This is a genomic window from Cohnella phaseoli, assembly GCF_003386235.1.
Classification (GTDB): Bacteria; Bacillota; Bacilli; order Paenibacillales; family Paenibacillaceae; genus Cohnella; species Cohnella phaseoli.
In genome coordinates this window covers 64,445-89,348 of sequence record NZ_QRDZ01000014.1, presented here as the reverse complement: position 1 = coordinate 89,348, position 24,904 = coordinate 64,445, and the positions used below count along the sequence as shown (strand labels likewise).

The following is a 24,904-nucleotide window of genomic DNA, read 5'->3' as shown; positions in this document are numbered from 1 at the left end:
AACCTGCGTTGATAAGCGGCTCTTTCCCAATTATGGCGATTAGTCCCGCCAATGAACTTACTCTATTTTCTGCTAAGAAACCAACAATCGAAGTAAATCATCCATCTTCAAGCCGTTGGCCGTAATGGCTCCCGTCTGCCAATACGATCTCTCTACGGGATATACATGGCCGTTCTTAAATGCAGGAACGTTCTTCCATAACGGATCCGCCTTCATTTCCTCAAGCGCTTTCGCGTTGCTCTCTTCCTCCCACGTCCCGTTGGACGGAAGCAAAATAATATGGTCCGCGTCAAGCTCCGGTATGACCTCCTTCGACAAGACGATATTGCTCTCCGTCATCGCCTCGGCGAACCCCGGCGCTTTCAGCCCAAGATCCTCATACAAGATTTGTCCGACAAACGTGTTATGAATGCCGAAAATATTAACCGATTTGTCTACGACGTTCATCCGCAGAACAACAAGCTTCTCATCGCCGATCGCCGCGTTCAGCTTCGCCTTCATATCGCCAATACGGGCTTCGTAATCGGCAAGAACCTGCTCCGCCTTGTCGCTGAGACCAAGCAAATCGGCGATTAAAGTCAATGTTTTGCGTGAATCCGCAAGTACGTCATCCGGCAAACGGAACGTCGGCGCAACCTTGGAATAGATCTCGTATTTTTCTGCATCGACCTCTCCGGCGCCGATGATCAAGTCCGGCTCGGACACAAGCAAAGCTTCGATACTGCCGGTTACGTCAAACAACGGCACTTCCAGCTTCAAATAATCCTGCTTGCCCCACATCGGGTTATAATATTGCACAATAGGCGTTACCCCAAGCGCAACCAAATAATCTTCGCGATAAAGAGCCGAGATTCGCTTCGGATTTGTCGGAATCTCTACCTCTCCGAAACCATCGGTTACGATGCGCGTTTCCTTCTGAGACGGAGCTTGGCTTGGCGCTGCCGTTGCCTGTGCAGGCCCGTCGACAGTCGCCGTGGCCACAGCTTGATCGCCTGTCGAGCCGCAACCCGTCACCGTAATCATTGCTGCCGTTATAAGCGATATCCATCCTGTCTTCATAACTCCCGATCTTGCCATAAATAAATTCACTCCCACAAGTTTTAGGTTTTGTAGCAAAACAGTTCGCTTATTTATAATGATAATCATTATCATTTCGCTTTAGTAGATTGTACCCAAATTGCATTGCATGCTCAATACACATTCTCTACGATCGTCTTTATACAAACTCGTCACTTTCTTGGTCCCACCCGGCAATCGGTTCACATCCCCACATAGAATGTCTTTAAAATAAGAAAAAGCCGCAAGTATTATCTTGCGACCGAAATGTACATTAAATTAATAATCTTGCCAACCAGTAAATTCAGGATTCAATTGCGACGAGCCGTTCGCTCTATGGCATCAGCGGTTACTTTGTACAGTTGATGCGGCAGATCGTGTCCCATGCCGTCAACCAGCATTAGCTCGGCGCCCGGGATGGCAGAAGCCGTATCCTCGCCGCACTCCGGGACGAACAGGGGATCGTCCGTCCCATGTATGACAAGTGCCGGCACTTTTAGGGTCGCTAACCGCGGACGACGGTCACCGGAGACAGCGATCGCAGCAATTTGTCGACCTACACTGCCTGGATCATAGGCTCGCTGGACTTCCTCCAGAATGAGGGCTCGATAAGCGTCTTCCTCAAATGGATAGCCATTGCCGGCAATGCGTTTGGCAAAAGAGAGGCTGTGCGCCAAAAATTTCGCTTCATCCTCAAAGGGGTTCGGCGCCGGTTTAGTCATCATCGCCATGACATCAGGGGAAGCTTGTGGAAGACTGGGGTTCCCGGAACTAGACATAATGGAGGTGAGTGACAAAACTCGTTCAGGGTACTCGCTGGCTGCAATCTGGGCGATCATTCCGCCCATCGACCTGCCTACGAAATGTGCCTGATCAATTGAAAGGGCGTCGAGCAGTCCGATAGCGTCATTGGACATGTCATCGAGAGTATAAGGGATGTCCGGTCGCTGTCCTGACATGAGAGCAGTCGCCAGTGCATCAAAATCCAGCGCCCGGTATTGGCTAAAGTGTGTCGAGCAACCTACGTCGCGATTGTCAAAGCGGATCACGCGAAAGCCTCGCGATGCTAATAACCGACAAAACGGAACCGTCCATCGGATCATCTGGGTTCCAAGCCCGGCGATTAGGATAATAGCCTCGTCCTTTTCGTTACCGAAACTGTCATAGGCCAAATCAATGCCGTTAACTTTCAGAATGTTCATGATCGTATTCTCCTTCAATTAATTCGGCATCGTAAGTTCTGCCATGGGCAGAAGGCGTGAATCTTCGATCGCTGCAGTCCGATGCCCGATACCGGCCAGGTAGTCTTGATGACTTGAAAAAGCAAGAAACGACTGCGCGCTGGTCTGGCGGATCAGCATAACAAGATCCCATCTTTCGTCTTCGGGTCCGATAAGAAACTCTCCGCCATCGCCCAGAAACATGATTTCGCCTCCGCTTTCACGGAGAAATGGCAGGGTGTGCTCAATATAGCGGTTGAAAGCTTCGGCACCGCTGATTGGGTCCTCCGGCGTTAGTTCAGGATTGGCTGTGTAATCGGCAACGTCACGAAAACGAAGCAGGTTCAACATGACGATGCTGCCCTCAATGCCTCGCTGCATGAACCTCATGCCGGCGCGTTGCGATGGTTCGATGTAACGAATAGATCCAAACTCCGTCATAACTGCTCCTCTCGTAGTTCTTTCCCTTCAGGGAATGCATTAGCCGCTAATTTTTTGATGTGGTTTCTGATATCAGGTGCCCAGTCATCTATGAAGTGGTAGAAACGATCCGAATCGCCAGCATACAGTTCCCGCAGAGCTTCTTCGTATTGATGGAAGTTCCCGGCCATAGCCGTCATAAAGTAATAGGTTGCTTCTTGTGACTCTCGTATCTTGCTCTGTTCTCCTCCAGCACGGCGAGCTTCGTCAACGAGTTTTCTTAATGTTACCGACGCCCCTCCAGGTTGACTCTTGAGCCATTCCCATTGCCGCGGCAATAACGTAACCTCACCGGATACAACCCCCAGATTGGGTCGACCGACCCGCCGTGTAGGTTGGTGTTTCACATCCTTACTGGGCAAGTCACCAAACTGTTCTCCTAATCGTTTGAGCACGTCATCTGTCTTCCCGCGAAAATCAACATCTATTTGTTTCCCCGTGGAATCGTCAAATATAAGCAACTGCATGAGATCTTTGTCATCCAGAGCATCCTTCACTGTAGAAACAACGTGATGTAAAGAACCACTGGCGACGACTCCCACACCCAAAAATGCCGTGCAGTAAAAGGTCGTCAGGTCATTTTTCATGCTGTACCTCCTCCTCTGAATACCTGCATTAATTATACCCGGGTAAAAATAAAAGTCAATATTACCCGGGTAAAATATGATACCCACGTACATGAAAAGCCGAAACCCCGACTGCCACGGGATTCCGGCTATTGCGAGCTGCGAAGCGGAGCCTGACCCGTGCCTTGTCAAATTCGATTACGGATAAAGGCGTACCTCCTTGATCTGCGAAGAGCCATTCCAGCCGCTGGTAATCGCCAGCCGTACGTATCGGGCGCTGACAGTCGGAAATGTGTAGCGGGCCAGCGCTTCGCTGTCGCTAAGCGCGCTGTAGACGTTAATCCAGTCTGTGCCATTCAAGGATACAAGAATATCGAATGATTGCGGGCCAAGCTTTTGCGCCAGTGTGTTGTTGCGCGAGAACAGCTCGACGCCTGTCACATCCTTTGCGCTACCGAGGTCAAGCGTTAGCGTATGCGGGAAGCTGCCGTTTGGCGACCAATAATTCAAGTCGTTATCGAATATGCCGTCGATCGTCTTACTTGCCTCGAAACCGGTCAATCGCGAAGAAGCGGTCGCAGAGGCGATCGTCCAAGCGGTTATAGGCCGGCTAAACGTCAGTTCCTTAATGAATGCGCTGCCGTTATATCCGCTAGTCACGTTTACCCGGACGTAACGGGCGTTTACCGGGGACCAGGTATATTGCGCCGCTTGGTTGCCTTGACTTGTCACTGTGTAGACGGTGCTCCAGTTGACCGCGTCGGTGGATGTTTGTACTGTAAAGCTTTTCGGCCCTAGCCCGCGCCAATTGATATCGTCCACGGCCAGCCAAGCGAAGCCGTTGGCGGCGATGTCGTCGACCACCTCGAAGTATACTTTCGTTCCGACATAAGCAGAGACGTCCCAGGTATGAGCAACGAAATGGTCGCTCTGCGGCGGCTTGGTGCTGAACAGCACGGCGCCGTCAGATGCCCGCTTCAAGTAATAGAAGTTCTTGTTGGCGGTCCCAAATTGGCCGTCGTAGCCCGCCTTCAGGAACGTAAAGAAGCCTTCCTCCAATATAAAATCTGCGCTGCGCAACGTGCCGACCGCCGTCTCGCCGCCAGCGAACGAATCGGCATGGTAGATCCCGCGCCAGCCGCCCATGTCGGCGTGCCCGGTAACAAGCGGGCCGCCGCCGAACGCCGTACCCGTCTTCGTCCAGCCACCGTAGGTGCCGTCCTCGAAATCGAAATTATTCAGCTGGTAGACGTCGTCGATTGCCAGCCAGGCGTAGCTGGCATCGCTGTTGCCGTCGACAGCTTCGATGTAGACGCTTGTGCCGATATAGGCCGATACGTCCCAATAATAAGTACGGAACGAGCCTTGCGGCGGCTTGCTGCTCAGCAGCACGGCGCCGTCCGACGCCCGCTTCAGGTAAAACCAGTTCTTGTTGTGGGTGCCGAACTGCCCGTCGAAGCCGGCTCCGCGAAACGCCAGCACCGGCTTCTGAATTGTGAAGTCGGCGCTGCGCAGGCTGCCTGTGGCCGCTTCGCCGCCAATCGACGAGTCAGCCCAATAGCGGCCTTCATTTCCGTATACGCCTTCGTGCAGCCGGGTCGTGATTGGATTCGTCCCGAACGCCGTGCCGCTTACCGTCCAGCCGGTAAAGTTGCCGCGCTCGAAATTGTCGTTGCGTCCGAGCACAACATGGTCGATGCCGAGCCAGGCGAAGCCTCCGTCGCTGTCGTTGTCGACAACCTCGAGGTAGGCGGTGACGCCCTTGTACGTCGAGACGTCCCACGTGATGTCGGTGAACATGTCGCTTTGCGGCGGCTTCGTGCTCAGCAATATCGCGCCGTCCGACGCCCGCTTCAGGTAGATGTAGTTCTGGTTGTGGGTACCGAACTCGCCATCGTAGCCGACGGCGCGAAAAGAAAGCAAATTGTCTTCGATAACAAAGTTGGCTGAACGCAGCGTACCGGTTGCCGTCTCGCCTGCCGTCCGTGAATTGCCCCAATACGTACCGCGCCAGCCCTTGACGACGCCGGCATTGTCGGAATTCGAAGGCGCTGCACCAAAAGCCGTTCCGGTTGTGTTCCAGCCTGCGAATGTGCCGGATTCGAACGACAGATCGGCTGTCTCCTTGTTCTCCTTGTAATCGCTTAGCGTCAAATCGTCGGCGCCGAGCCAGGCATGGCCGGGATCGTCGTTGTCGTCGACGATTTCAAAATATGCCTCGGTGCCGATCAGCTGCCCGACGCCCCAACTGATCGTCGCAAACGAATCGCTGAGCGGCGGTTTGGCCGAGAACAGTATCGCGCTATCAGACGCTCGCCGTAAGAAATAATAGTTCTCGTTCTTCTCGCCAAACTGTCCGTCCCAACCGACTGCCTTGAAGCTGAACAGTTCTTTGTCGATGACGAAGTTGCGGCTGCGCAACGTGCCGGTAGCGATCTCGCCGCCATGGAACGAATCGGCCCAGAACGAGCCGCTCCAGCCGGATACGATGCCGCCGTGCGAGTCGATTGTTGGCGCCGCGCCGAATGCCGTCCCGGTTGAGTTCCAGTTGCCAGTGTAGCGGCCGTTCTCGAACGTAAACAGTGGGCTGTCAACACCGTCAGTGTACGGAAAAAGCTGCATGCCCGCGACCGGGAACACGCCGCCAAAGTCAACGGTCAATGTTTGGGGTGCCTCAGCCGTCGGTTTGCCGCCACGCCAGCCGGCGTCATCGTTGCGCGAACCGTCGATTGCCCGGACCGGCGTATAGGGGTAACGGAACATGCCCGCGGTTGCCGAGTGCGCCGGCAGCGTACCATAGGGCTCGGCGCTGAGCGTAACCGGCTGCGACGCCGAAGCGGTGTACGCCATCTGCTTCTGCGGCAGTTTGAGCGACAACTCGCGCAGCGTGGCGCCCGTCACCGTATTCCACGGCGCGGGAATGTCCGCTATGACCGATAATCCGGCAAGCGACGAGTCGCTGCCCAGCACGAATGTCTGTCCATGCGACATATCGCTGACGTTAGCTACAGCAATCACTTTTTCGTCGTTCAGTTTGTTCGTGCCCATATAGGCAGCATGGAAACGATCGCCGTCATACTGGACTTCGCGTTCGATGCCGGCATAATCGGCGAAATCGCGCAAAATCCGGCCCATAAACGAGTCGCGGAACATTTCGCTGTCGCTGACCGGAATTGTGCTGAACAGCACATGTCCGCTGCCGTAGGTATACTCGCACATGAGGACGTTGCCATCGGCATCGACCAACACCGGTGTCGCCCCAGCCGCTAGAGCGGTGAACGCCTGAGCCTGGCCGCTATCGGAAACCGTGAAATTAGCTCCTTCCCCTGACCGCAGTGAGGTCAGCCAGGACGGTTTGCCGGATGCCACGATCGCATAGCGCTGCGATGTTGTCGTCGCCGCCGTGCCGCCGGAGATACCCATCATCCAATCGGTCACGGCAGTGCCTCCTGTGACGGAGCGATCGGCCAGATTGACCTTGTAGTTAAAGGCATCCTTGCCGAAACTGACAATCGCGTTGCCGGCCGCTACCCAGTTCTTGATCTTCGTCTCGGCGTCGTCGGACGTTAGCGTCAGGCTCGTGTTCGGCGCCACCATTAGCTTGTAGCCGTCCAGGGCGCCGTCTTCGATCGTAAAATCGTCGAGCACGTCCGGCGTATCGAGGTAATGCGCCCAACTGGCGAACGGCTTAACCATCCAGCCGATTCCGTGATCGGCGTCGTACACCGACATATAATCAAAGTTGTTCAATCCTTTGCGATAGTTGCCAGAGTATACCGAATTGTAGATGAACACGTCGGCCTGAACCGGCTGCGGTGCGACAGCCAGCAACCGGGCTGTCCGATCTGCATATTGAGTCAATTCCTTCGTACCTACATAAGTGCCGCTCGGGTCCCACAGATCGGTCACAGGGTCATATCCTGTCCCTTCGAAGCTAATCCCGATATTGCTATGGCTGTAAGTACCGATGCCTTTCGCCTGTAGCGCAAAAATGCTGTCTTCTGACATTTTCTCCGTCTGATACGAAGCGTTGTCCATCGCCGTGTCGTAGCCATATAGCCTAGCGGTCGCGGCCACCTGTGCAGCGCCGTACACTTCCTCGGCGCTGCTTGCGGCGAACACGATCGGCTTGTAATTTTGCATCGTCCGTGCAATCCACCCCATCGCCGAGCCGCTCTCCGTTGAAGCACCGAGATAGGCGCCGTCAACCTCGACCACGATCGGCTTGTCGGTCACCGAACGGACCGCGGCGGCATTCTGTTGGGCGTAATCGCTGATGAAGTCGCGCAACCAGAACACAAGGTCGGACCAGTTCTGCCGCGTATCGAGGTCGCCGCTCATGCTACGCTGCGGATAGGGCGGCTGCACGTCATTCCAGGCGGCGTACGACGAACCCCAGGCCGTATTGAGCGCCGCCAGCGACGCGTACTTCGTCTGCAGCCAGGCGTGGAATTTGGCCTTGGCGTTGCTGTCGTAGACACTCATCTTCGGCGTCGTACCTGCGCCGAACGCACCGGTGAATACTTCCATTCCCCCATAAAAGCCGGGACCGTTGATCGACTGCAGCCGCACGTTTGGATTCAAATCGAAATGAGCCGCGATTTTTTTAGTGAAGTTTTTGTCGTAGTCAAGCGCCTGGTCGATGAACGGATTGGGTCCGATCGACCACGTGTTGCCGTCTTCGTCGACAAGCGGCTGATACAGTGCCGGCCACTTGGTTGGACTTAACTTGGACTGGCCCATCAGGACATCAAGGCCGTGGCTGGTAAAGCGGTCGACGATCGCGTCCAGGTTCGTCCACGTGTAATTGGCATCCATGTCGGGATCGCCGCCGCTTGGCAGCAGCGATTCGACCTTAGAAGAATTCTCCGCCAATGCAATGACGCCGGTAATTTGCACGTTGGCGGCCTTCAACGCGTCGAAGCCGGCGTCGGTCAGTCGTGAGAAGTCGTAGAGATTGAGTGCGCCGATTTCCATGACCCGGTGAGGGTAAATCTCCGCGAACCATATCGCTTCGCGCAGTTTGAAGGCTTCGTTAAATCCGGCGGTCGCTGAAATCCGAACATATCGGGCCTTTTGAGGCGTCCAATCGTAAAAACCGTGCTTGTCCGCAGTCAGGCTAACCGTCCGCTGCACGGTATAGTCCGAATCGTCCACGGACGTCTCAATTACAAAATTCTTCGGACCGTATCCCGGCTCCGGGTACAAATCAAGCGCACCGACGAATTTTACCGCGCCGAGATCGAACCTTATCCATTGCGGCGTCAGAGAGCTGGGGGCGGCAGCGGCGGCCCATTGATTAAGCGACGTGTCGTACACATCATCCGCAGCCTTCTGCGGTTCGTTGCCAGTCTGCGACGATGAGGCTGTCACAGCCGCTACATCAAGGTTCTGATTAAACGCCGAAGATTGGCCGGTTGCGCCGAGTAGAAGTGCCAGCATAGCGGCAATAACAGCGGCGATACGAATACGAATGGTCAATGAAATTCTCCTCCCGAATGTTGATGAGAACGGCGGCAATTTGCACAAAAAAAGGCAAGCGTTACCCCATACGGTTGTCGCTTGCCTTTCGCTGCGCCTTGCCCATGTTCGTTGCGCTACTTGCTGCCGCCCAGAATCGCGTCGATCTGTTCGGCAATGCTCTTCGCGCCTTCTTCCGGCGTAATTTTCTTAAACAAAATTTGGTCGCCGACTGTGCCGTACACCTGATCCTCCTCGGCGGTCGTTTCCGTGAACGGGTAAAGTGTCCCCTTTTGCAGCATTTGGGAAATGATTGCTGCGTTAGACGGCATTCCTTCGGCGGTTAGAATGTCCTCGCGGGCCACGACGCTCGGGCGCGGCGGGATAATGCCGCGGGAGGCTGCGTCTTCGGCATAAGAGTCCGGTGTTGTCAGCGCTTCGATGACTGCCCATGCCTCATCGGGATGCTTCGTGTCCTTGGCGATCGAGAAGCCGGAGTTGTGGATATAAGTGGTAAGTGGATCGATCGAGCTATCCTTAACAGGCAGTGGCGCGACGTTCCATTTAAACGGGAGCACCTTGTAGGATCCGATTGCCCAGGAAAAGTTTTGCTCCATAGCGATTTTCCCGGTGGCGAATGTCATCCCGGTGACGTCCTGGCCGCCGCCCGCAGGCGACGGCGCGACTTCGTACTTATTTGCCAGCTCGCTCGTAAACCGCAGCGCGTCGATCACCTTCGGATCGTTGAACACCGATTTCGTACTGTCCGCGTTCAAATACTCGCCGCCGCTTGTGAATACCCAGGCGCTATACCACCAAGGCCCGATACCCGGATAACTGGTGCCGAACTGGGTTGTCCGGTTGCCGTCTTTCTTGGTCAGCTTTTGCGCGTTGTCGAGATAGGTGGCCCACGTCCAGTTGCCTTCCTCATACGATTCCCACGGCGTCTTCAGTCCGGCTTCCTTGAACAAGTCCTCATTGTAGAAGAATAATGCGGTGTTCAGATCTTGCGGCACGCCGTATTGCTTTCCGTCGTATTGATAGAACTCGAGTGATGCCGGATAAAAATCGTCCTTGTTGAATGTTGGACTGGCGTCAATATACGGGGTCAGGTCGAGCAGCTTGTCCTGACTGGCGAATTTTTTCAGCGGCTCGCTTATAAACAGTACGTCCGGCTGGCTGCCGCCGGCGAACATCGTAGTCACTTTGTCCCAATACTCGCCGCCCGGAATTTGCGTCACCTGCAAGTCGATATTAAGCGATTTGTCGAGATACTTGTCGACCCTCGCTTTCAGCACTTTGGCTGCATTCTCGTCGCCTGCGTAGGTCATCGTGATCGTCGTTTTCGGCTTCGCCTGATTCTCGCTGCCGCTTGGATCGCCAGCATTGTTCCCGTTATTCCCGCCGCAGGCGACCGTCAACAATAACAACGCAACGACGGCGATTCCGATAACGCTGCGCCACCGGCATATTCCATGTAATTTGTTCATTTTGCGCAAACCCCCTCGTTATTGTGATCGTGCATACAATATCCGTTTGCAACAACCGTCTGCGTCTTATAGGCATCACTCCCCTCGTCGTACCGCAATCGGCCGCCCGTCGGCGATCAGCCCTTGATCCCCGACACAACGACGCCTTGAATCATCCGTCGCTGAAAGAAGAAGAAGATCATCACTGTCGGCACAAGCGCAATGACGGACGCCGCCATCAGGAGATGCCATTCTACCGTATGCAGTCCGCGCAGCGCGTTGATGCCAAGCTGAATCGTACGCAGTCGTTCGGAGTTAATGTAGATGAGTGGACCGAGAAAGTCGTTCCACGCACTGTTGAAAGCAAAAATGGTCACAACGCCGACGACCGGCAGCGACATCGGCATGATGATGCGGATGAACGTGTTCCAGTAGCCGCATCCGTCGATCTTCGCCGCATCGTTGTACTCCTTCGGAATATTCAGAAAAAACTGACGATACAAAAAGATGCTGAACGGCGTGCCGAACCAAGCGGGTACAATCAGCGGCAAGTACGTGTCGATCCAGCCCAGCCCCTTGTACATGATGAACTGCGGCACTAGCGTAGTATGATAAGGAATCATCAGCGTCGACAGCATAACGACGAACAGAGCGCCCCGGCCGGGAAATCTCAGTCTGGCGAAGCCGTAGCCGACCAAAGCCGACGTGAAGGCAGTGCCGCAGACTGCAAATACAGCGATCAGCAGCGTGTTGAGAACATATCGGCCAAACGGCAATATGCGAAAAATGTCCGTATAGTTGGAAAGCCGAAGACGGTGCGGGATTACCTCTGGCGGGAAAATGAACACGTCTGCGTAAGGCTTGACCGATGTCGCGATCATCCACCAGAGCGGCATGAGCACCATTGCGGCACCGACCGCCAGCGCTGAGTAGGTCAGAATTCGCTCGATACGCGCCATTCTGCTCATAAGCGATTCTCCTCTCCTGCGGTGTAATACACCCATCTGCGAGACGTCGCGAACACAAACAGCGTCACCAGCAGAATGATTAGAAATAGTACCCAAGCGAGCGCCGAGGCATATCCCATCTTGAAGAACTTGAATGCGTTCTGGTACAGGTACATCGCATAGAATAAAGTGGCGTTGTCAGGACCGCCTTTCGTTATCACATACGCCTCGGTAAATGTCTGGAAGGCGCCGATCATCCCCATGATCAGGTTGAAGAAAATGACGGGAGTCATCATCGGCACCGTAATTTGCCACAGCTTGCGCCATCTGCCGCATCCGTCGATTTCCGCAGCCTCGTACAGCTCAGTTGGAATACCTTGGAGTCCAGCCAAGTATATGATCATCCCGCCTCCGGCACCCCACAAGCTCATGATTACAAGCGAAGGCAGTGCCCAAGTCGGGCTCGCAATCCAGCCTGGGCCTTCGATCCCCACATAGGAGAGCAGCAGGTTGATGACGCCGAAATCCGGATTGAGCACCCACATCCACATGAGGGATACGGCGACGCCGGACAGGATGGCCGGAAAATAGTAGATCGTCCGCCACATCGACAGCCCTTTGACCTTCCGGTTGAGCAGCAGTGCGATGGCGAAGCCGAAGGCAATGCCTAGCGGCACGGCAGTGACGACATAAAGGGTTGTAACTTGCAGTGATTTCCAGAACAGCTTGTCCTGGAGTAGCCTAGCGTAATTGTCGCCGCCAATCCATTCGGCCGGAGTCAGTAAGTCCCAGTCGGTCATGCCGACGTACAGCGCAATCAGCAACGGGCCGAGCAGAAACACTAGAAAACCGACGATCCACGGTGAAATAAATAAATAGCCGACGACAGCTTCCCGTTTATCCACTTTCCCCATAATCTTCCCTCCTGAGCGATGCATGTCGCTACGGCTGCAGATCGCTGTATCCGTTCGGGCGGGCGGCGATAGCGTCGATCACGCGCATCGCTTTCAACACGTCGTCCGTGCCGGGGTACGGCTGGCGTCTTTCGATAATCGCATCGACAAACTCGCGCAACTCTCCGGCAAACCCTTGTACGAAATGGCGCGTCTGACCCATATTCGGAATACCGTAGTCAGGCCTCCACATCTGGATATCGGCGAGATCAAATGTCGGCTCAATCTCGTACAACTCAGGCTTCAACAGGTCGATGCCGTGATGACCTTGGCGGTGCAACTCCATCTGCTGCACGTTGTCGACCACGATCAACGCATTGTCGCCGTCGATCGAGCCCGACAGTTCAACGCGCTCCTGGATGCGGGGCTGCGAAGAGTCGAGTGTCAGCTGCGCCCATTGGCCGGACCGGAAATGCAACACTGCTGCGAGCGAAATCGTTCGCCCCGTTTCGTATATTGTCGACGTGACGCCAATTGGCTCCCCAAAGAAGCTGATCGCCAGGTCGATGATGTGCGATGACATCGTTAGCAGCATTTCATTCAAATTGTCGTTTCCCCAGTGGCCGTACTTGAAATGGCCGACGGCGGGCTCAAACAAGCCCGAATCAATCAATTGCCGCGCTTTTTTGTAGGGTAGACCATGCCGTTTCATATATCCTGTCATCAAGAACGTACCGCCGGCTCGTGCTACAGCGACCATCTCTTCGGCTTGGGCAAGCCTCGGCGCCGGCGGCTTCTCGGTGAACACCGCTATGCCGCGCGTCAGCGCCTGCATGCCCAAGCTGTAATGGACTGTCGAAGGGCCGACGATGATGACGCCGTCCAACTGCTGCTCATCGAGCATCCGCCCGGCGTCGGTATAAACGCTGCTCGCACCATACAGCGCTGCGTTGCGATGCGCCAACTGCTCGTCGAGGTCGCAGACGGCGACCAACTCGGCGCGGGTGTAAGCGAGCATCGGGTACAGATTGTTTGTGGCGTGTGTGCCGCAGCCGATGAAGCCGATTTTTGCTTTGTTCATTCTTACGTCATTCCTTTCCATGTTGGGGGAGATTACGGCGACAACTTATAAGTCCGCAAGCATTCGCAAATATTTCAAGCCTTCCCTGGCATAATGATCGGCCTGATCGGCGTCCGCCACCTCCAGCTCTTGGCTCAGAAAACCATCGTAGCCCGCTTGTTTAAGTGCCCGTACCATGCCTTTGTTGTTGGTCTCACCGCTTCCCAGTGCGACCGAATGGATACCGATGTGATCCTTCACATGGACGTGAATGACTTTATCTGCAAACTTTCCGGCGAAGAGCGCCGGATCGACACCGGCGCTGGTGAAATGGCCACTGTCGAGCGTGATGCCAATTTTCGGCGAATCGATGCGGTCGAAGATATGCTCATAATCCTGCGTGTACTGAATCCAATTGTTATAATGGTTTTCCAGACCAATGCGCACCGGATAGCCTTCGAGAAATCGGGCCAGATGCTCCAGCGAGCGCAGAAAAGGTTGAAACGGCTCAGTCGCACGATCAGGCCCTCCTTCAACGATAAGAGCACAACCGAGTTCGGCCGCGAAATCGATCGCCCGTTTGGCATAGTCTGTCAGGCTTTGTCGACGCTGCTCGGTCGAAGTCTGAATTGCGCCAAGGTGGAGCGCCGCCGGCTCCAGCCCGTATTCCGTCAACTCGGCACGCAGTTCATTAGGCTTCATTAGCCATAGATTGCCGTGCAGCACGTTTAATTCGGGTGGGAAGGTAAGGATTTCCACAAACCTGAACCCGCTTTCACTTGCTTTACGCAGCATGCCGGCACGTGTGTCTCGATGCCAGCAGATCGATGATGCCGCCAGATCCATTCGTCTATAAACTCCCTTCATATTCATACCTCTATCAGTCTGCAGCAGCCGGCTAAAATCAAGTATAGGCAATTTCGAAAGCGCTTTACAGATGGTATACTGTCAATAACATATGGCTTCTTGCTTTTTGATGAATGGAGGCTGGAGGGTGTCCCAATCCCTGTTTATCGAACCACTGTTACCTGTCGTGCATGCAGCGACGCTGTACGATCTACCTCCGGGCGAACCCTTCGCCTATCCGCTGCATAACCACCCCGATCTGGCACAAATGCTTCTCATCTGCAACGGCGGAGGCACGTTCCAGATCGACGGGCGTAACTATGAAGGCGGTCCGGGTACGCTGTTGGTATACGATTCTGGCGTATGGCACGAAGAACAGTCCGATGCCGACAAGCCGTTTAAAGCGCTGTCGCTGACGTTTTCCGGATTCCAGTTATCGGGCCTGCCACCAAGTACTTTCATAGCACGCCCGGCCAGTTCAGCGATCGCGCTTGGCGATCGCTACGAGGAGCTATATGCGTTGATGAGTATGATCGTACGACTGATGGACGATTCTTATGCCCCCTCCAAGATTACTGTCGGCCATTATATGGCGATTGTACTTGTCGAATTGGCAAGGATCGTGTACTCCGGGTTCGCCGCTTATCCGGCCAAGAACGGCGACCAAATGGTCACCATGGTCAAGCAATACATCCACAGCCACTATACGGAGAAGCTGTCGCTAGAGGAACTATCCAAAGTATCTTTTTTGAGCCCGGGCTATACATGCAGACTGTTCAGTCAGGCTGAAGGGGTGAGCCCTATTCAGTACCTTGTTGCGTACAGGATGGAGGTGGCCAAGCACCATTTGCTGACCAGCGACCTGCCGGTGTATCGGATCGCGGAGCTCGTAGGATACCAAAGCGAGACGCATTTCAAGAACACATTTAAAAGGCTTGTCGGCCTATCTCCGCGCCAATATCGCATCGGAATGTAGAAGACCGGACTGGCCGACTCCAGTGCACTTATAAACGACAGTATCTTACACTGCCTTGCATTGAACATAAATAGCCCATTCCCACGTAAAATTGGAAATAAGAAGCTTCCAAATTACGGGTATGGGCTCATTTAAATTTTATGTGACGCCATCTATTTTCCAATTAACTTTGTTAGTAATCCGATTTCCATTCAGGATCTGCATTTGTTCAAAATAGCATTCTTACTCATTACTTAACTCCTCGAATACCCTTGTAGACAGATTCGCACAGCTCCGTTGTAAACCTGCCTGACATACCTTCAAGAGCCGTGTTGGTGAACGCTACAACACTAAGCTCCTCACTCGGATCGACAAACCAGGAGTGACCATAGGTGCCGCCCATCCGCCACGTTCCCGGCGATTCCGGTGTATGGGCGTCCGCCGGGTCTTTAAGCAGCGTGAAACCAAGTCCAAATCCCCTCCCCGGCCAATAGGGCATCTCAAGGTTACCAATTTGATTGGTTGTCATTTCCCTGACAAGAGCCTCCGGCAGAATCGGATTTCCTCCCTGCCGCAAAGCTTCCAGCAGTTTAAGAAAGTCTCCTGCACTGCCAATCATGCCGGCTCCCCCGGAAGGGTAAGCTGTCATATCGGTAAACCTGTTGGGTGAAAGAAGAAATCCTGCCGTCCCCTCGATGAAAGGAACGGTATCAAAATCGTGCAAGCGCCTGGGCTCTTCAGCGCTGTCTGCGTAAGCTGCGGTCAATCTGTCCATGTCCACGGGCTTGAAATCCGTGTCCATCATGGAAAGCGGATGAGTGACAAGCATCCGTACAGCTTCACTAAGCGGCATTCCAGTAACCTTCTCGATGACTGCTCCCAGCACGTCTGTTGCTATGGAATACCTCCACATTTTCCCCGGCTCATATAAAAGCGGTACAGAAGCGAGTCTTTGCAGATTCTCTTCAAGTGTAATTCCCGCCAAATCCATGCCGTCCGATACCCCCGCAAGCTCATAAGTTCCCTTTTTTTCCTGGAAGAAACGGTAGGTTAAGCCTGCGGTATGCGTCATCAGCTGGTGAACGGTCATGATGGCATACTGTCCGTTTTGCAGCTTGGGACGAAAGGCGGGCAACCATTTTTCCACCAGATCGTTTAACTGCAATCTCCCTTGCGAAATTAATACTAAGGCTGCCGTGGACACGACCGGCTTGGTGACCGAAGCATATCTAAACAATGTATTTTCCTGCATCGGCCGTTTCTGCTCGCGGTCGGCCCAACCAGCAGGTCTGCTGTAAACGAGGTCTCCGCCTAAAGCAATTTGGACGACGGTACCCACGATCCTTTTTTCCTCAAGTGTGCGGTCAATTACCTCATTGACGCTTTTATGCAGCAATTCCAGATCATTTTTCCTCACGCTTCTCATCCTCTCTATCCTCACCTGCTGTAATTTACTTGATTATTTATAGCAAGTGTGATTATTATATTAATAATTTCTACCGCATTACATAAAGCAAACAAGTTATATGAAGAGATTCACGATGAATACTAAGGTATTTAGAATAAATAACATTTAAAATAAAGGCGGTCGATTCTCTTGGACGAAATCGATAAAAACATCTTGCTCCATTTGCAGAACCAGGCGAGATTATCAATGACAGATTTAGGAAAGCGTGTGGGACTGTCTCAGCCAGCCGTAACAGAACGTGTAAAACGCCTGGAGGAAAATGGTACGATTGAGGAATACCGAACCGTCATTTCATCGCAAAAATTGGGTAAGCAATGCACTGCCTATATGCTTGTTCGGACGCGGAACTGCTACCCATTCCTTGATTTTTGCCGTTCTTCACCGGAGGTCACGGAATGTTATCGGATAAGCGGAGAGCATAATTATTTATTGAAGGTCCTCATGGAAACAACCCAGGAGCTGGAAGAGTTCGAAAACCGGTGCGATCAATACGGAACCTATACAACCCTGATTGTAATGTCTTCACCGATCGCTTATAAAAATCTCATTGGAGAAACGAATTTGCTCGCATAAGATGTAAATTCTCGATGTTTGTAATAGTACATGTAGGAGTGATCCGGTAGGACGTCCAAATTTTTTTGAAAATATCCCAACCTTTATTCCGTTTGGCACACTATTTGATTGTCAGGAATTACAGAGGCAATTGTGGATTGAACGATAACGGGAAGTTGAAACCGCCGTTGCCGCACCAGCAAAAGACGATTTCAACCTGGATGGGGCCGGTTAAGTAAGTCGGGTTCGGAAATGGATACGAAGAATGACCGTTCCCGGTTGGTGGTGGCCAATTTCACGCAATACTCTGTCCAACGCCCACCCATGACGCACATGCGTCATGGGTGGTTTTTGATCACAATCGCATCTGTCGAATTTCATATGTTACACATACTTATGGATTCTTGTAGGAAGGAAAGCCATGCTTTTTGGCAAGCCAAGCTGCAAGCAAGGAGGGAAGCAGCAGGAGGATTAAAGAGCCTGGAAGGAATCCGGCTCCAAGCAGCTCGAGAAGAAACCCGCCGATAATGCCTCCTCCGCCGATTGCCACATTCCACACGGTAACCAGCATCGATTGGGCTATATCTGCGCTTTTTCCCCCAGCCTGTGCTATTGCTGTTTGCAGTAAAGTGGCTGCCCCGCCAAACGTTAGCCCCCATGCCGTAACACCAAGGATGATGATTGCAGGCTGATCCATTCCGATTCCCAAGGCTACAGAAGCCAAAGCAAATCCCGTTATGCTGATTAAAACCAGCATTCTTAGAAAACGGTCAATCAGCATGCCTATCACCCAAATGCCGACAACCGAGGTAATTCCGAAAATAAGCAGAACCAAATCCACTCGCTGAGCAAACGCGGTTTCCGCCAGAAACGGTGCAATATAAGTGTACAAAATATTATGAGCTAGTACCCATGCCAAAACGACGAACAGAATCGGCCGTACACCGGGAATCAGGAAAACCTTGTGAAGAGGGAGCTGATCACCGGCTGGCTCGCCGGCATAATCCGGCACTTTCCAGATCACCCAGCCAATAAGGACTACAGCCAATAAAGATACAGCTCCGAAAATGAGACGCCAACCTGTATAAGCACCGAAAAAAGTGCCAAGCGGAACGCCCAGCGCCAATGCCAAAGGGGTGCCAACCATGGCTATGGCCATCGCTCTTCCTTTCAGCGAATCAGGCACCATACGCCGCGCATAACCGGCCGTCATCCCCCACAGAACACCTGCCGAGACACCTGCAAAGAAACGCGCGACAAGAGTCAGCACATAAGCAGAAGATAATGCGGTGATGGTGTTAAATACAAGAAAGCCAATGATGCATAACAGCAGAAGCGGTCGGCGCCTCCACCCGCGGGTAGCCGTTGTCAAAGGAATGGCGGCCAGAAGAGATCCAACCGCATACAGAGTGACCAATTGTCCGGCAAGAGCTTCTGTGACCCCAAGATCCTGTGCAATTTGCGGCAGTAATCCAGCAGGCAGACCTTCCGTAAGAATGCAGATGAATCCCGCCATGGCTAAGGCCAGCAGCCCGACCCACGGAAGACGTTTGGAAGAAGACACATTTACTCCGGCTTTACTTATAAGAGCAGTGTTTGAGTTCACGAAACAATCTCCTTTATTTATTTTTTTACCGCTTAAAAAAGCTTTCGCTTCCGTATAAGCTTATATAAATAAAGTACTTTCTTAAATGGATGATTAAAGGAGGAAGGAATGAATTAAGAGGAAAATACTTTTATTTTCGTAGAAGTTCCATGATTTTAAAGGCAAAAAAACTTCGACCGACCAATTAACTAACAAGTATTTCCATAAGCCTCTGTCGAAGTATTAACTATCACTTTGATGAAGGTTTCTCTCTTCTGCCACTGCCGAAGAATCGTATCGTGCCCAAAGATAAAATATACTTCAGACCGGAATTTGAGCAGTGTCTCCATTGCGGCGCTAAGCTGAAGAGAAGTCATACAGCATGGAAAAAAAACATCTCTACACTCCAAGGAGTTATATTTAAAAGACATCGCTAAGCCCATCGTCGATTTAGACCGCAAGCTTAAGACTGGTATAAAGAAGAGTCGCCGTGGCATTCGAGAGATGGAAAGAAAACTCAACAAGAGTGAATCTGAAGATTCCGAAGTCGTAAAGGATTACTTGGCAGCCGTCCGTTCTGTATTGCTGGAAGATGGAACCCCTCCCTTAGACTTGCCCGGCATTCGGATCTACGAAACCGCCGAAGTCATTCAGGCATCCTTACAAGCGTGTCTGGATAAAAAAGGGGCCGTCGCTACTCCAGAACGTTTTCAGAATATTCAACAGACTGAGTGAGTTTCAGGAACTCTACAAAGAGGTAAAGCGTTGGTGTGTCCAGTTCATCCTGCAACTTCACTCTCTAATTAACACCTTAATTTTATATTTATAATAAATAATTCCAACGAACTATATCCAAATAAAAAGGGATCATATACCATATAAGGTGAATAATACAACTCTATTGCAGGGGGGGTGATAAAGATGAGGTCATAGGCCTTGAACGCTCTTCTGTTTCGCTAATAATCAAAAGTGCAGCACTAAAATTCCGTTTGAAAGGTATGGTTGAACCCAATTCATTTATTAACTATTAAGGCAAAGGAAGTGTTCTTATGATGAAAAAGAAAATATCTATTTTGCTAACTATGTTCACACTCTTTGCGTTCTTAACAAGTACAAATGCCCTTGCCCACGAAATGTATTTTACACAAAGCGGCTCGACCATCACCACGCTTCCACTTAGATGGACTCCAAAAAACACGACCACTGGCCGTCTGAAAGTCTTGATAAATAAACAAAGCCTTACCGGATCTTGGGCAACCTATTTTGAGGATGCCCGTACGGCGTGGCACTCTTCCTCAGTTCCTGGAGAATTTACGACTACTACCACAACTCCAGTACCAAACACTTATATGGTTACTACCACTCAGCAATATTGGGATGCAATGTACCCAGATGGGCCATTTTCGGAAACCTTAGGAGTTACGGAATTATATGATACAAATGGTTCAGCTATTAATTCCTACGCTACAGCAAATGCTTCGACCAAACAGATCAAAGGAGCAAACATTTATTTAAATCCAAGCCCTAGTTCTACCACTGCATTTACTTATCGGTTTACTATGAGCCACGAGCTCGGGCATGTTCTTGCTCTAGGTCATTCTCATTTACCCCAATATTCACCGGCTAATACGAGTACGGATCCTTCAATAATGAGTTATGATTATTTTGGCTTAGGACTAAGTTACTCACCTCAGACTCATGAAGTAAATGATGTGAAGAACATGTACGGATACTAATCAAAAGAAAGGAAGAGGCCGAATGAAAAGATATATTTTAATAGTCTGTGCGGCATTTGTGGCATTGGCCATCACTGTTTATAGCAGCGGTGAGCTGACAGATACTAAAAGTATGGCGGCAGAAGAGTCCCCTGTAAAACCTCGAATCGTTGAAACCACAAGCGGAAGATTAATCCAAATAACGGATCCCAAGGATTTGAAAGAATTAGTTGATCATTCAACATTGATTGTCAAAGGAACAATTATTAAAGCTGACAATGTTCAAGAAGAAATTCAACTGTTGGAAGGAAGTCCGGAAAGAGCAGCAGTTGAAGCGCAGGGCGGAAATCCCACTCATATCCGTTCGGGTATAAACTATACCATTAAGGTGTCGGATGTAATAAAGGGACAGCTTGATTATCAGGAAATCACAATGTATATAACGGAAGATGGAATAAGCCTCCGTCCAGAAATGAACATCGGCGATCAATTTATCTTTAACTTGGCTTTCAACAAGACAATAGACAGGTTTATCGACGTGCATCCAATCGCAGGTTATTTAAAAGTCGATCCGGAAAATATAGTCAAACCGATGTTTAACAGCACCAAAGAATTTTCGAATTTGGATAATAAATCTTATGATGAAGTAAAGAGGATAATCAAGGATGTCAAATAACATTGTAAGAAAAGGCCGCGATTACGCGGCTTTTTCTTTTGAAGACAAGATAAACGTTGTGTTATGTAATTACTCTCTCGATTACTTTTCTTTTCTATTTATTTGGAAATACAATCGATCCCTTTAAATCATTTTCTAAATACCCCTCACAATTTGAAACTGAAAAGACTGTTCTTTCGTCCTCCTCCACTCTATTCAATTTATTACATTTATAAACTTCTACTGCTCCATTCGTGTATACATCTCTGGATGTATCGTTTATCCATACAATTTCCTTGCCGTTTGAATTGATGTTAGTTATTACTGGCCCAGTGTCTATACTAGGTCCTATTATCATTAAGTAATCATCTTTATTATCCAAAAATCTTTCATAAAGTATATTCATTCTGTTCAAAGCAGTTTGATCGAATTTTCTAAGAACAATTCCTTGAAGGTCATCATCTTTGTTCATTACATTCAATCGAATCGAATAAGCGAGGCCACTGCAAAGGAGAACAACAACAAGTGAAAGGAACCAAATTGTCTTTTTCATGTTATCCCTCCTAATAGCTAAAGTCTCATTTGCGTACTTCATAAATCCGTCATCCTAGTGTATACGCAGAGTAGTTAAACGATTACCCTCTTCGCTTTTTTACCTTTTATACTCCAACCCATAGTTCAAAACACGTCGGCTACCTCCACGCGCTCTTGCCTGTAAACTTAACTAAGTACAGTCAGTGGAAACCTTTTATTTTCCAATTCTAACACTTAATTATCAGTCTGACACCTTTATATAAGGATCAGGTCTATTTCGGAGTTCTTCAAGATCGAGCGGCTTATATCCCAAAATCCTTGCCTCAATTTGTTTAATGAACCGGCTTCCCTTTTCTTTCGCATACTCGCGCCAATCTCTTTCACGCTTGTCATCGTTACATTCCCGGCAGCAAGGGATTACGTTGTTAGGCTCAAGTGTTCCAAAATCCTTATTAGTAACCACATGCTCTTTAGTTAGGGGCTTCTGGTCATCGTTACAATAAGCGCAGCAATTTTTGAAATACTTTTTTGCAATCTCCTTAAACATGCTTGGTGTAAGATTTGTCCGATCCGCCAACAACCTTGTCAAGGCGTCATTTCTTTTTCTTCCTGCGATATTTGCCATGATTGAAGGCGACTGTCCCTTGCGTTTATATTCGCTTATGCCTGATTAGCTTATCAATCCCCCCTAACTGAACTGCTCGAGCCCTGGCTGTCTTAGCGGCGAGCAAAGCGCGAGTTCGCTAAACCAGGAGAACCAATCGAGTTGCATCTTGATCTGCTGTTCGCCGGCACCGGAGCTCCGATAGAAAAACCAATCTCTACTCAGAGTATCAAGAGAGCAGCAGTTGATCGTGCGGGCCGTCGACGTCGCAGCACCAAACACGAAGCAGTGCTTCACTCGGAGAATCAGGAGCGCCTATATACCTCCCTCCTATTATGGGCGCAGAACTATCACATCAGTTTTCTCCTGACCGCAGCGCGGCCGCTGTCAGAAGAAAAGAAAGTATTAGACTGGAGTCTTTGATTTAACACGGTTTTTTCGTCAGCAATTGAAAAAAGATCCATTAATAGCAGCAGCGGCGGACCAAGACTTGAAAAGTAAAGTCTTAGACTGCCGCTGTTGTCATTCAACTAACGTTCCCCGTTAGAATCATTAAGTTTCCAACTAATAGTTGTTAGCTTACTGTTCATAAACTAAAATTGTTATACAATTTATTTCATCAACTGTCTTCCCTGTTTTTCTTTGAATGTTTAATCATTTCCAATAATCCGACTAAATCTAATTGTGTAGAATCAGTATACTCCCATCGAAAATAAGGGCTGAGTGATTCAGCAACCTGTTTCCAAGTCTCACCTTGTTGCTTCGATAGGATTTGATTAATCTTTCCAATAATCAATTCAAAATCTAACTTATCTACAATAAAGTACTGCATTCCCAGAACTATTTTTTCGTTTCTCAATTCTCTTTCTAACGCTTTTGGAGTAATAATTCCAAAATCAAAATTATCTTCTCCTTCAGAGTCTTCTGTTCCGATACATGCTGTTCCTGATAAATAAAAATCATCCCCAATATCTTCTGTTTCTGTAAATTGTAATTTTCCATATATATTGGGGTTTCCAGTAATGATAAGATTCTTCAATATCGGCTTAATCAAGCTTTCCGCTCCTTATTCGCCCTTTGTGTAGAAATGGGTCTTCTATCTACAGGAATAAAAGAAAACTACCCGTTAGCGGAACAGGCTGCCGATGTCAGCAGCCTGTTATCATTGTGCTATCGTTCCCAGTTAGCGTAATAATACAAGCTACTACTTTTTTAGTTTTTTTATTACCAGATACAACATATAGATAATGAATCCAAAGAATCCGATTGCTATTAGCTGAATTATAGCGTTACTCCAATTGAATGACATAAAAATTCCTCCAGTACCTTTTTATGTATTTTTATTATAATGTCGTTTTCCTGTTGAAGCAATCTGCCCGTTAGCACAACAACGGCAGCCGATCGTTCTGGCCGGCTGCCGTCGTCATCATTGAGCTATAGTTTCCCTTTAGTTCAATGAAATATGCCTTAGGCAGAGAGGTCGAATGATCAAAAGTGAATAAATAGAGGTGGATTTCATTGCTAACCTTTACAATGATTTATGTCTCTTTATATTTGGCAAGAAATTCATTCACTGTTTCTACAGCATCATTTAAGTCATCCAGTACAACATCTAACCCATGTTGTAGATCTGGGCACTCTAACCAAAATTCTTTGTTTATTTGTAATAAAGAGCATAATAGATCTCCCCTGTAATAATCCCCAGAGTTCAATGGGTTATTATACAATCTATTAATGGCAATTGGTACAAGGTATTCAAGAGCAATTTGCTGTAGTATCATCCTGGTAAGATCATCATTTGTAAAATCCTTCAAAGGTTTTTTTCTTAATGCAAGACACTTTCTGATCAATCCTGTTTCTCCCGAATCAGGATCACCCCAATTTTCTCCATCGATTTCCTCTAAAGACTTACTTAAATCATTCAAGAAATTTCCCCCCAATCTTCGATCGACTTATAAACGAAGTTCGTAATTTTATATGTTTATTCGTGAAGTGATTGAACTATCCTGCCCGTTACTTCAACGAATTGAAGCAGGCGCCGGGAGGGCCTGCTTCAATCATAATCAATTGGTCTTTATCAGGATGGATCAGGAGCCGTAAACGGTAGCTTCCGTAACCGAAGGTTGGATTTTTATCGTCATCTATAGCGTTGTTCCAGGTTCCCGGCACATCAATGAACACTTTATCATCGGGGATGAAGTGCTCGCTATTGTTCTTCTGTTGAAGCAATACACGAGGATAAAACTCCCATTGCCCATCGAGTGATAACGTACGATTGTCCGTGAAGTCCCAATTTCGTAAATCCAATTCACCCTTAATGGCATTAAGATGATCAGGAGTAGTTTGAAAAAGTATCCATATGATTCGCATTGCCGTTAAGATTAGGAAAAAGCAGCCGACTGTGAAAAAAATTCTTCTTTTGGTTATCATAAGCATATTTTCGACAAAAAATACTATATTCCTCCTCGGGAGAGGAAGCTAGCGGTTAGTCGATGCGGTTATGTCCTGCTGAATTCACCTTCAACACTTCTGCATCGGCCGGATCGAGATGGCTCATAAGCCCAAGCCTGAATATGAAGTTACGAGCTCCATTTGAAAATTCTCCTAAGGAAAGAGGTAACCCTCACTGTGGGTTACCTCTAAGAGTTTTGACGTTTCATCATCTAGTAATATTCAAACAAACTTAGACCACAACTAATAACATTCTGTACACAACTTTAATCCTGTCAGGTGATAAAAAAGTGTGGAACTAATTTTGATGATTCTATTGGGTTTTTCGCGGTACGTGATAAACAAGAAAAGTAAAAAGTCTGGAACCACCGGAAATTTCCATAGAAAG

General features: G+C 49.7%; 23 protein-coding genes. 5 read left to right on the top strand and 18 right to left on the bottom strand.

Features of this window, described 5'->3' with window-relative positions; translation table 11 throughout:
* Nucleotides 1-72 precede the first annotated feature (72 nt).
* The 10 genes from DFP98_RS18225 to DFP98_RS18180 form a co-directional block, all read right to left on the bottom strand.
* A complete protein-coding gene (locus DFP98_RS18225) occupies nt 73-1,077 on the bottom strand; it encodes an ABC transporter substrate-binding protein (RefSeq protein WP_116062030.1) in 1,005 nt (334 codons plus the stop codon).
* Between the two features lie 290 nt (nt 1,078-1,367).
* Entirely contained in the window at nt 1,368-2,258 is an 891-nt protein-coding gene (locus DFP98_RS18220; protein WP_116062029.1) for an alpha/beta hydrolase, read from the bottom strand.
* Nucleotides 2,259-2,276: 18 nt separating this feature from the next.
* The gene (locus tag DFP98_RS18215; protein WP_116062028.1) at nt 2,277-2,717 is read right to left on the bottom strand and encodes a DUF1330 domain-containing protein; all 441 of its coding nucleotides are present in this window, start codon (nt 2,715-2,717) and stop codon (nt 2,277-2,279) included.
* A complete protein-coding gene (locus tag DFP98_RS18210) occupies nt 2,714-3,343 on the bottom strand; it encodes a DUF2239 family protein (protein WP_116062119.1) in 630 nt (209 codons plus the stop codon). Before DFP98_RS18210 ends, DFP98_RS18215 begins: the two co-directional genes overlap by 4 nt.
* Nucleotides 3,344-3,520: 177 nt before the next feature.
* Entirely contained in the window at nt 3,521-8,803 is a 5,283-nt protein-coding gene (locus DFP98_RS18205; protein WP_116062027.1) for a discoidin domain-containing protein, read from the bottom strand.
* Nucleotides 8,804-8,919: 116 nt separating this feature from the next.
* Nucleotides 8,920-10,272, bottom strand: coding sequence for an ABC transporter substrate-binding protein (locus tag DFP98_RS18200; RefSeq protein WP_116062026.1), 1,353 nt, complete (start codon nt 10,270-10,272; stop codon nt 8,920-8,922).
* Nucleotides 10,273-10,388: 116 nt separating this feature from the next.
* On the bottom strand, nt 10,389-11,219 hold the full coding sequence (locus tag DFP98_RS18195) for a carbohydrate ABC transporter permease (RefSeq protein ID WP_220377132.1): 831 nt from the start codon (nt 11,217-11,219) through the stop codon (nt 10,389-10,391).
* The gene (locus DFP98_RS18190; protein WP_246016584.1) at nt 11,216-12,112 is read right to left on the bottom strand and encodes a carbohydrate ABC transporter permease; all 897 of its coding nucleotides are present in this window, start codon (nt 12,110-12,112) and stop codon (nt 11,216-11,218) included. The genes DFP98_RS18195 and DFP98_RS18190 overlap by 4 nt, the downstream gene beginning before the upstream one ends.
* 28 nt (nt 12,113-12,140) lie before the next feature.
* Nucleotides 12,141-13,193, bottom strand: coding sequence for a Gfo/Idh/MocA family oxidoreductase (locus tag DFP98_RS18185; RefSeq protein ID WP_116062024.1), 1,053 nt, complete (start codon nt 13,191-13,193; stop codon nt 12,141-12,143).
* Between the two features lie 24 nt (nt 13,194-13,217).
* A complete protein-coding gene (locus DFP98_RS18180; protein WP_181917769.1) occupies nt 13,218-13,997 on the bottom strand; it encodes a sugar phosphate isomerase/epimerase family protein in 780 nt (259 codons plus the stop codon).
* 148 nt (nt 13,998-14,145) lie between these two features.
* Here DFP98_RS18180 and DFP98_RS18175 point away from each other — a divergent pair, with 148 nt between their 5' ends.
* Nucleotides 14,146-14,973, top strand: a complete 828-nt coding sequence (locus DFP98_RS18175; protein WP_181917768.1) for an AraC family transcriptional regulator — start codon at nt 14,146-14,148, stop codon at nt 14,971-14,973.
* A 229-nt stretch (nt 14,974-15,202) separates the two neighbouring features.
* Here DFP98_RS18175 and DFP98_RS18170 read toward each other — a convergent pair whose 3' ends face one another.
* A complete protein-coding gene (locus tag DFP98_RS18170) occupies nt 15,203-16,369 on the bottom strand; it encodes a serine hydrolase domain-containing protein (RefSeq protein ID WP_220377131.1) in 1,167 nt (388 codons plus the stop codon).
* Between the two features lie 180 nt (nt 16,370-16,549).
* Between DFP98_RS18170 and DFP98_RS18165 the strand changes: the two genes are divergently transcribed.
* Complete coding sequence (locus DFP98_RS18165; protein ID WP_116062020.1) at nt 16,550-16,993, top strand: Lrp/AsnC family transcriptional regulator; 444 nt, start codon at nt 16,550-16,552, stop codon at nt 16,991-16,993.
* 373 nt (nt 16,994-17,366) lie between these two features.
* Here the strand turns inward: DFP98_RS18165 and DFP98_RS18160 are convergent, their stop codons facing one another.
* Nucleotides 17,367-18,578 (bottom strand): MFS transporter, encoded by a 1,212-nt coding sequence (locus DFP98_RS18160; protein WP_116062019.1) that lies wholly within the window; start codon nt 18,576-18,578, stop codon nt 17,367-17,369.
* A gap of 483 nt (nt 18,579-19,061) precedes the next feature.
* Between DFP98_RS18160 and DFP98_RS18155 the strand changes: the two genes are divergently transcribed.
* From DFP98_RS18155 to DFP98_RS18150, 3 genes are all read left to right on the top strand, one after another.
* Nucleotides 19,062-19,292 (top strand): hypothetical protein, encoded by a 231-nt coding sequence (locus DFP98_RS18155; protein WP_116062018.1) that lies wholly within the window; start codon nt 19,062-19,064, stop codon nt 19,290-19,292.
* Between the two features lie 314 nt (nt 19,293-19,606).
* Nucleotides 19,607-20,293, top strand: a complete 687-nt coding sequence (locus DFP98_RS38700) for a zinc metalloprotease (RefSeq protein WP_147310227.1) — start codon at nt 19,607-19,609, stop codon at nt 20,291-20,293.
* A gap of 22 nt (nt 20,294-20,315) precedes the next feature.
* Entirely contained in the window at nt 20,316-20,948 is a 633-nt protein-coding gene (locus DFP98_RS18150) for a hypothetical protein (RefSeq protein ID WP_116062017.1), read from the top strand.
* Between the two features lie 94 nt (nt 20,949-21,042).
* Here DFP98_RS18150 and DFP98_RS18145 read toward each other — a convergent pair whose 3' ends face one another.
* The 6 genes from DFP98_RS18145 to DFP98_RS18120 form a co-directional block, all read right to left on the bottom strand.
* Nucleotides 21,043-21,480 (bottom strand): DUF4362 domain-containing protein, encoded by a 438-nt coding sequence (locus DFP98_RS18145; RefSeq protein ID WP_181917767.1) that lies wholly within the window; start codon nt 21,478-21,480, stop codon nt 21,043-21,045.
* Between the two features lie 222 nt (nt 21,481-21,702).
* Complete coding sequence (locus DFP98_RS18140) at nt 21,703-22,086, bottom strand: HNH endonuclease (protein WP_116062015.1); 384 nt, start codon at nt 22,084-22,086, stop codon at nt 21,703-21,705.
* A 329-nt stretch (nt 22,087-22,415) separates the two neighbouring features.
* Complete coding sequence (locus tag DFP98_RS38695; protein ID WP_147310226.1) at nt 22,416-22,595, bottom strand: hypothetical protein; 180 nt, start codon at nt 22,593-22,595, stop codon at nt 22,416-22,418.
* An 89-nt stretch (nt 22,596-22,684) separates the two neighbouring features.
* Nucleotides 22,685-23,119 (bottom strand): Imm8 family immunity protein, encoded by a 435-nt coding sequence (locus DFP98_RS18130; RefSeq protein ID WP_116062013.1) that lies wholly within the window; start codon nt 23,117-23,119, stop codon nt 22,685-22,687.
* Between the two features lie 484 nt (nt 23,120-23,603).
* Nucleotides 23,604-23,990: a contact-dependent growth inhibition system immunity protein gene (locus DFP98_RS18125; protein WP_116062012.1), complete on the bottom strand. Its 387-nt coding sequence runs from the start codon at nt 23,988-23,990 to the stop codon at nt 23,604-23,606.
* Nucleotides 23,991-24,078: 88 nt separating this feature from the next.
* A complete protein-coding gene (locus DFP98_RS18120) occupies nt 24,079-24,495 on the bottom strand; it encodes a hypothetical protein (RefSeq protein WP_147310225.1) in 417 nt (138 codons plus the stop codon).
* Between the last annotated feature and the right edge of the window lie 409 nt (nt 24,496-24,904).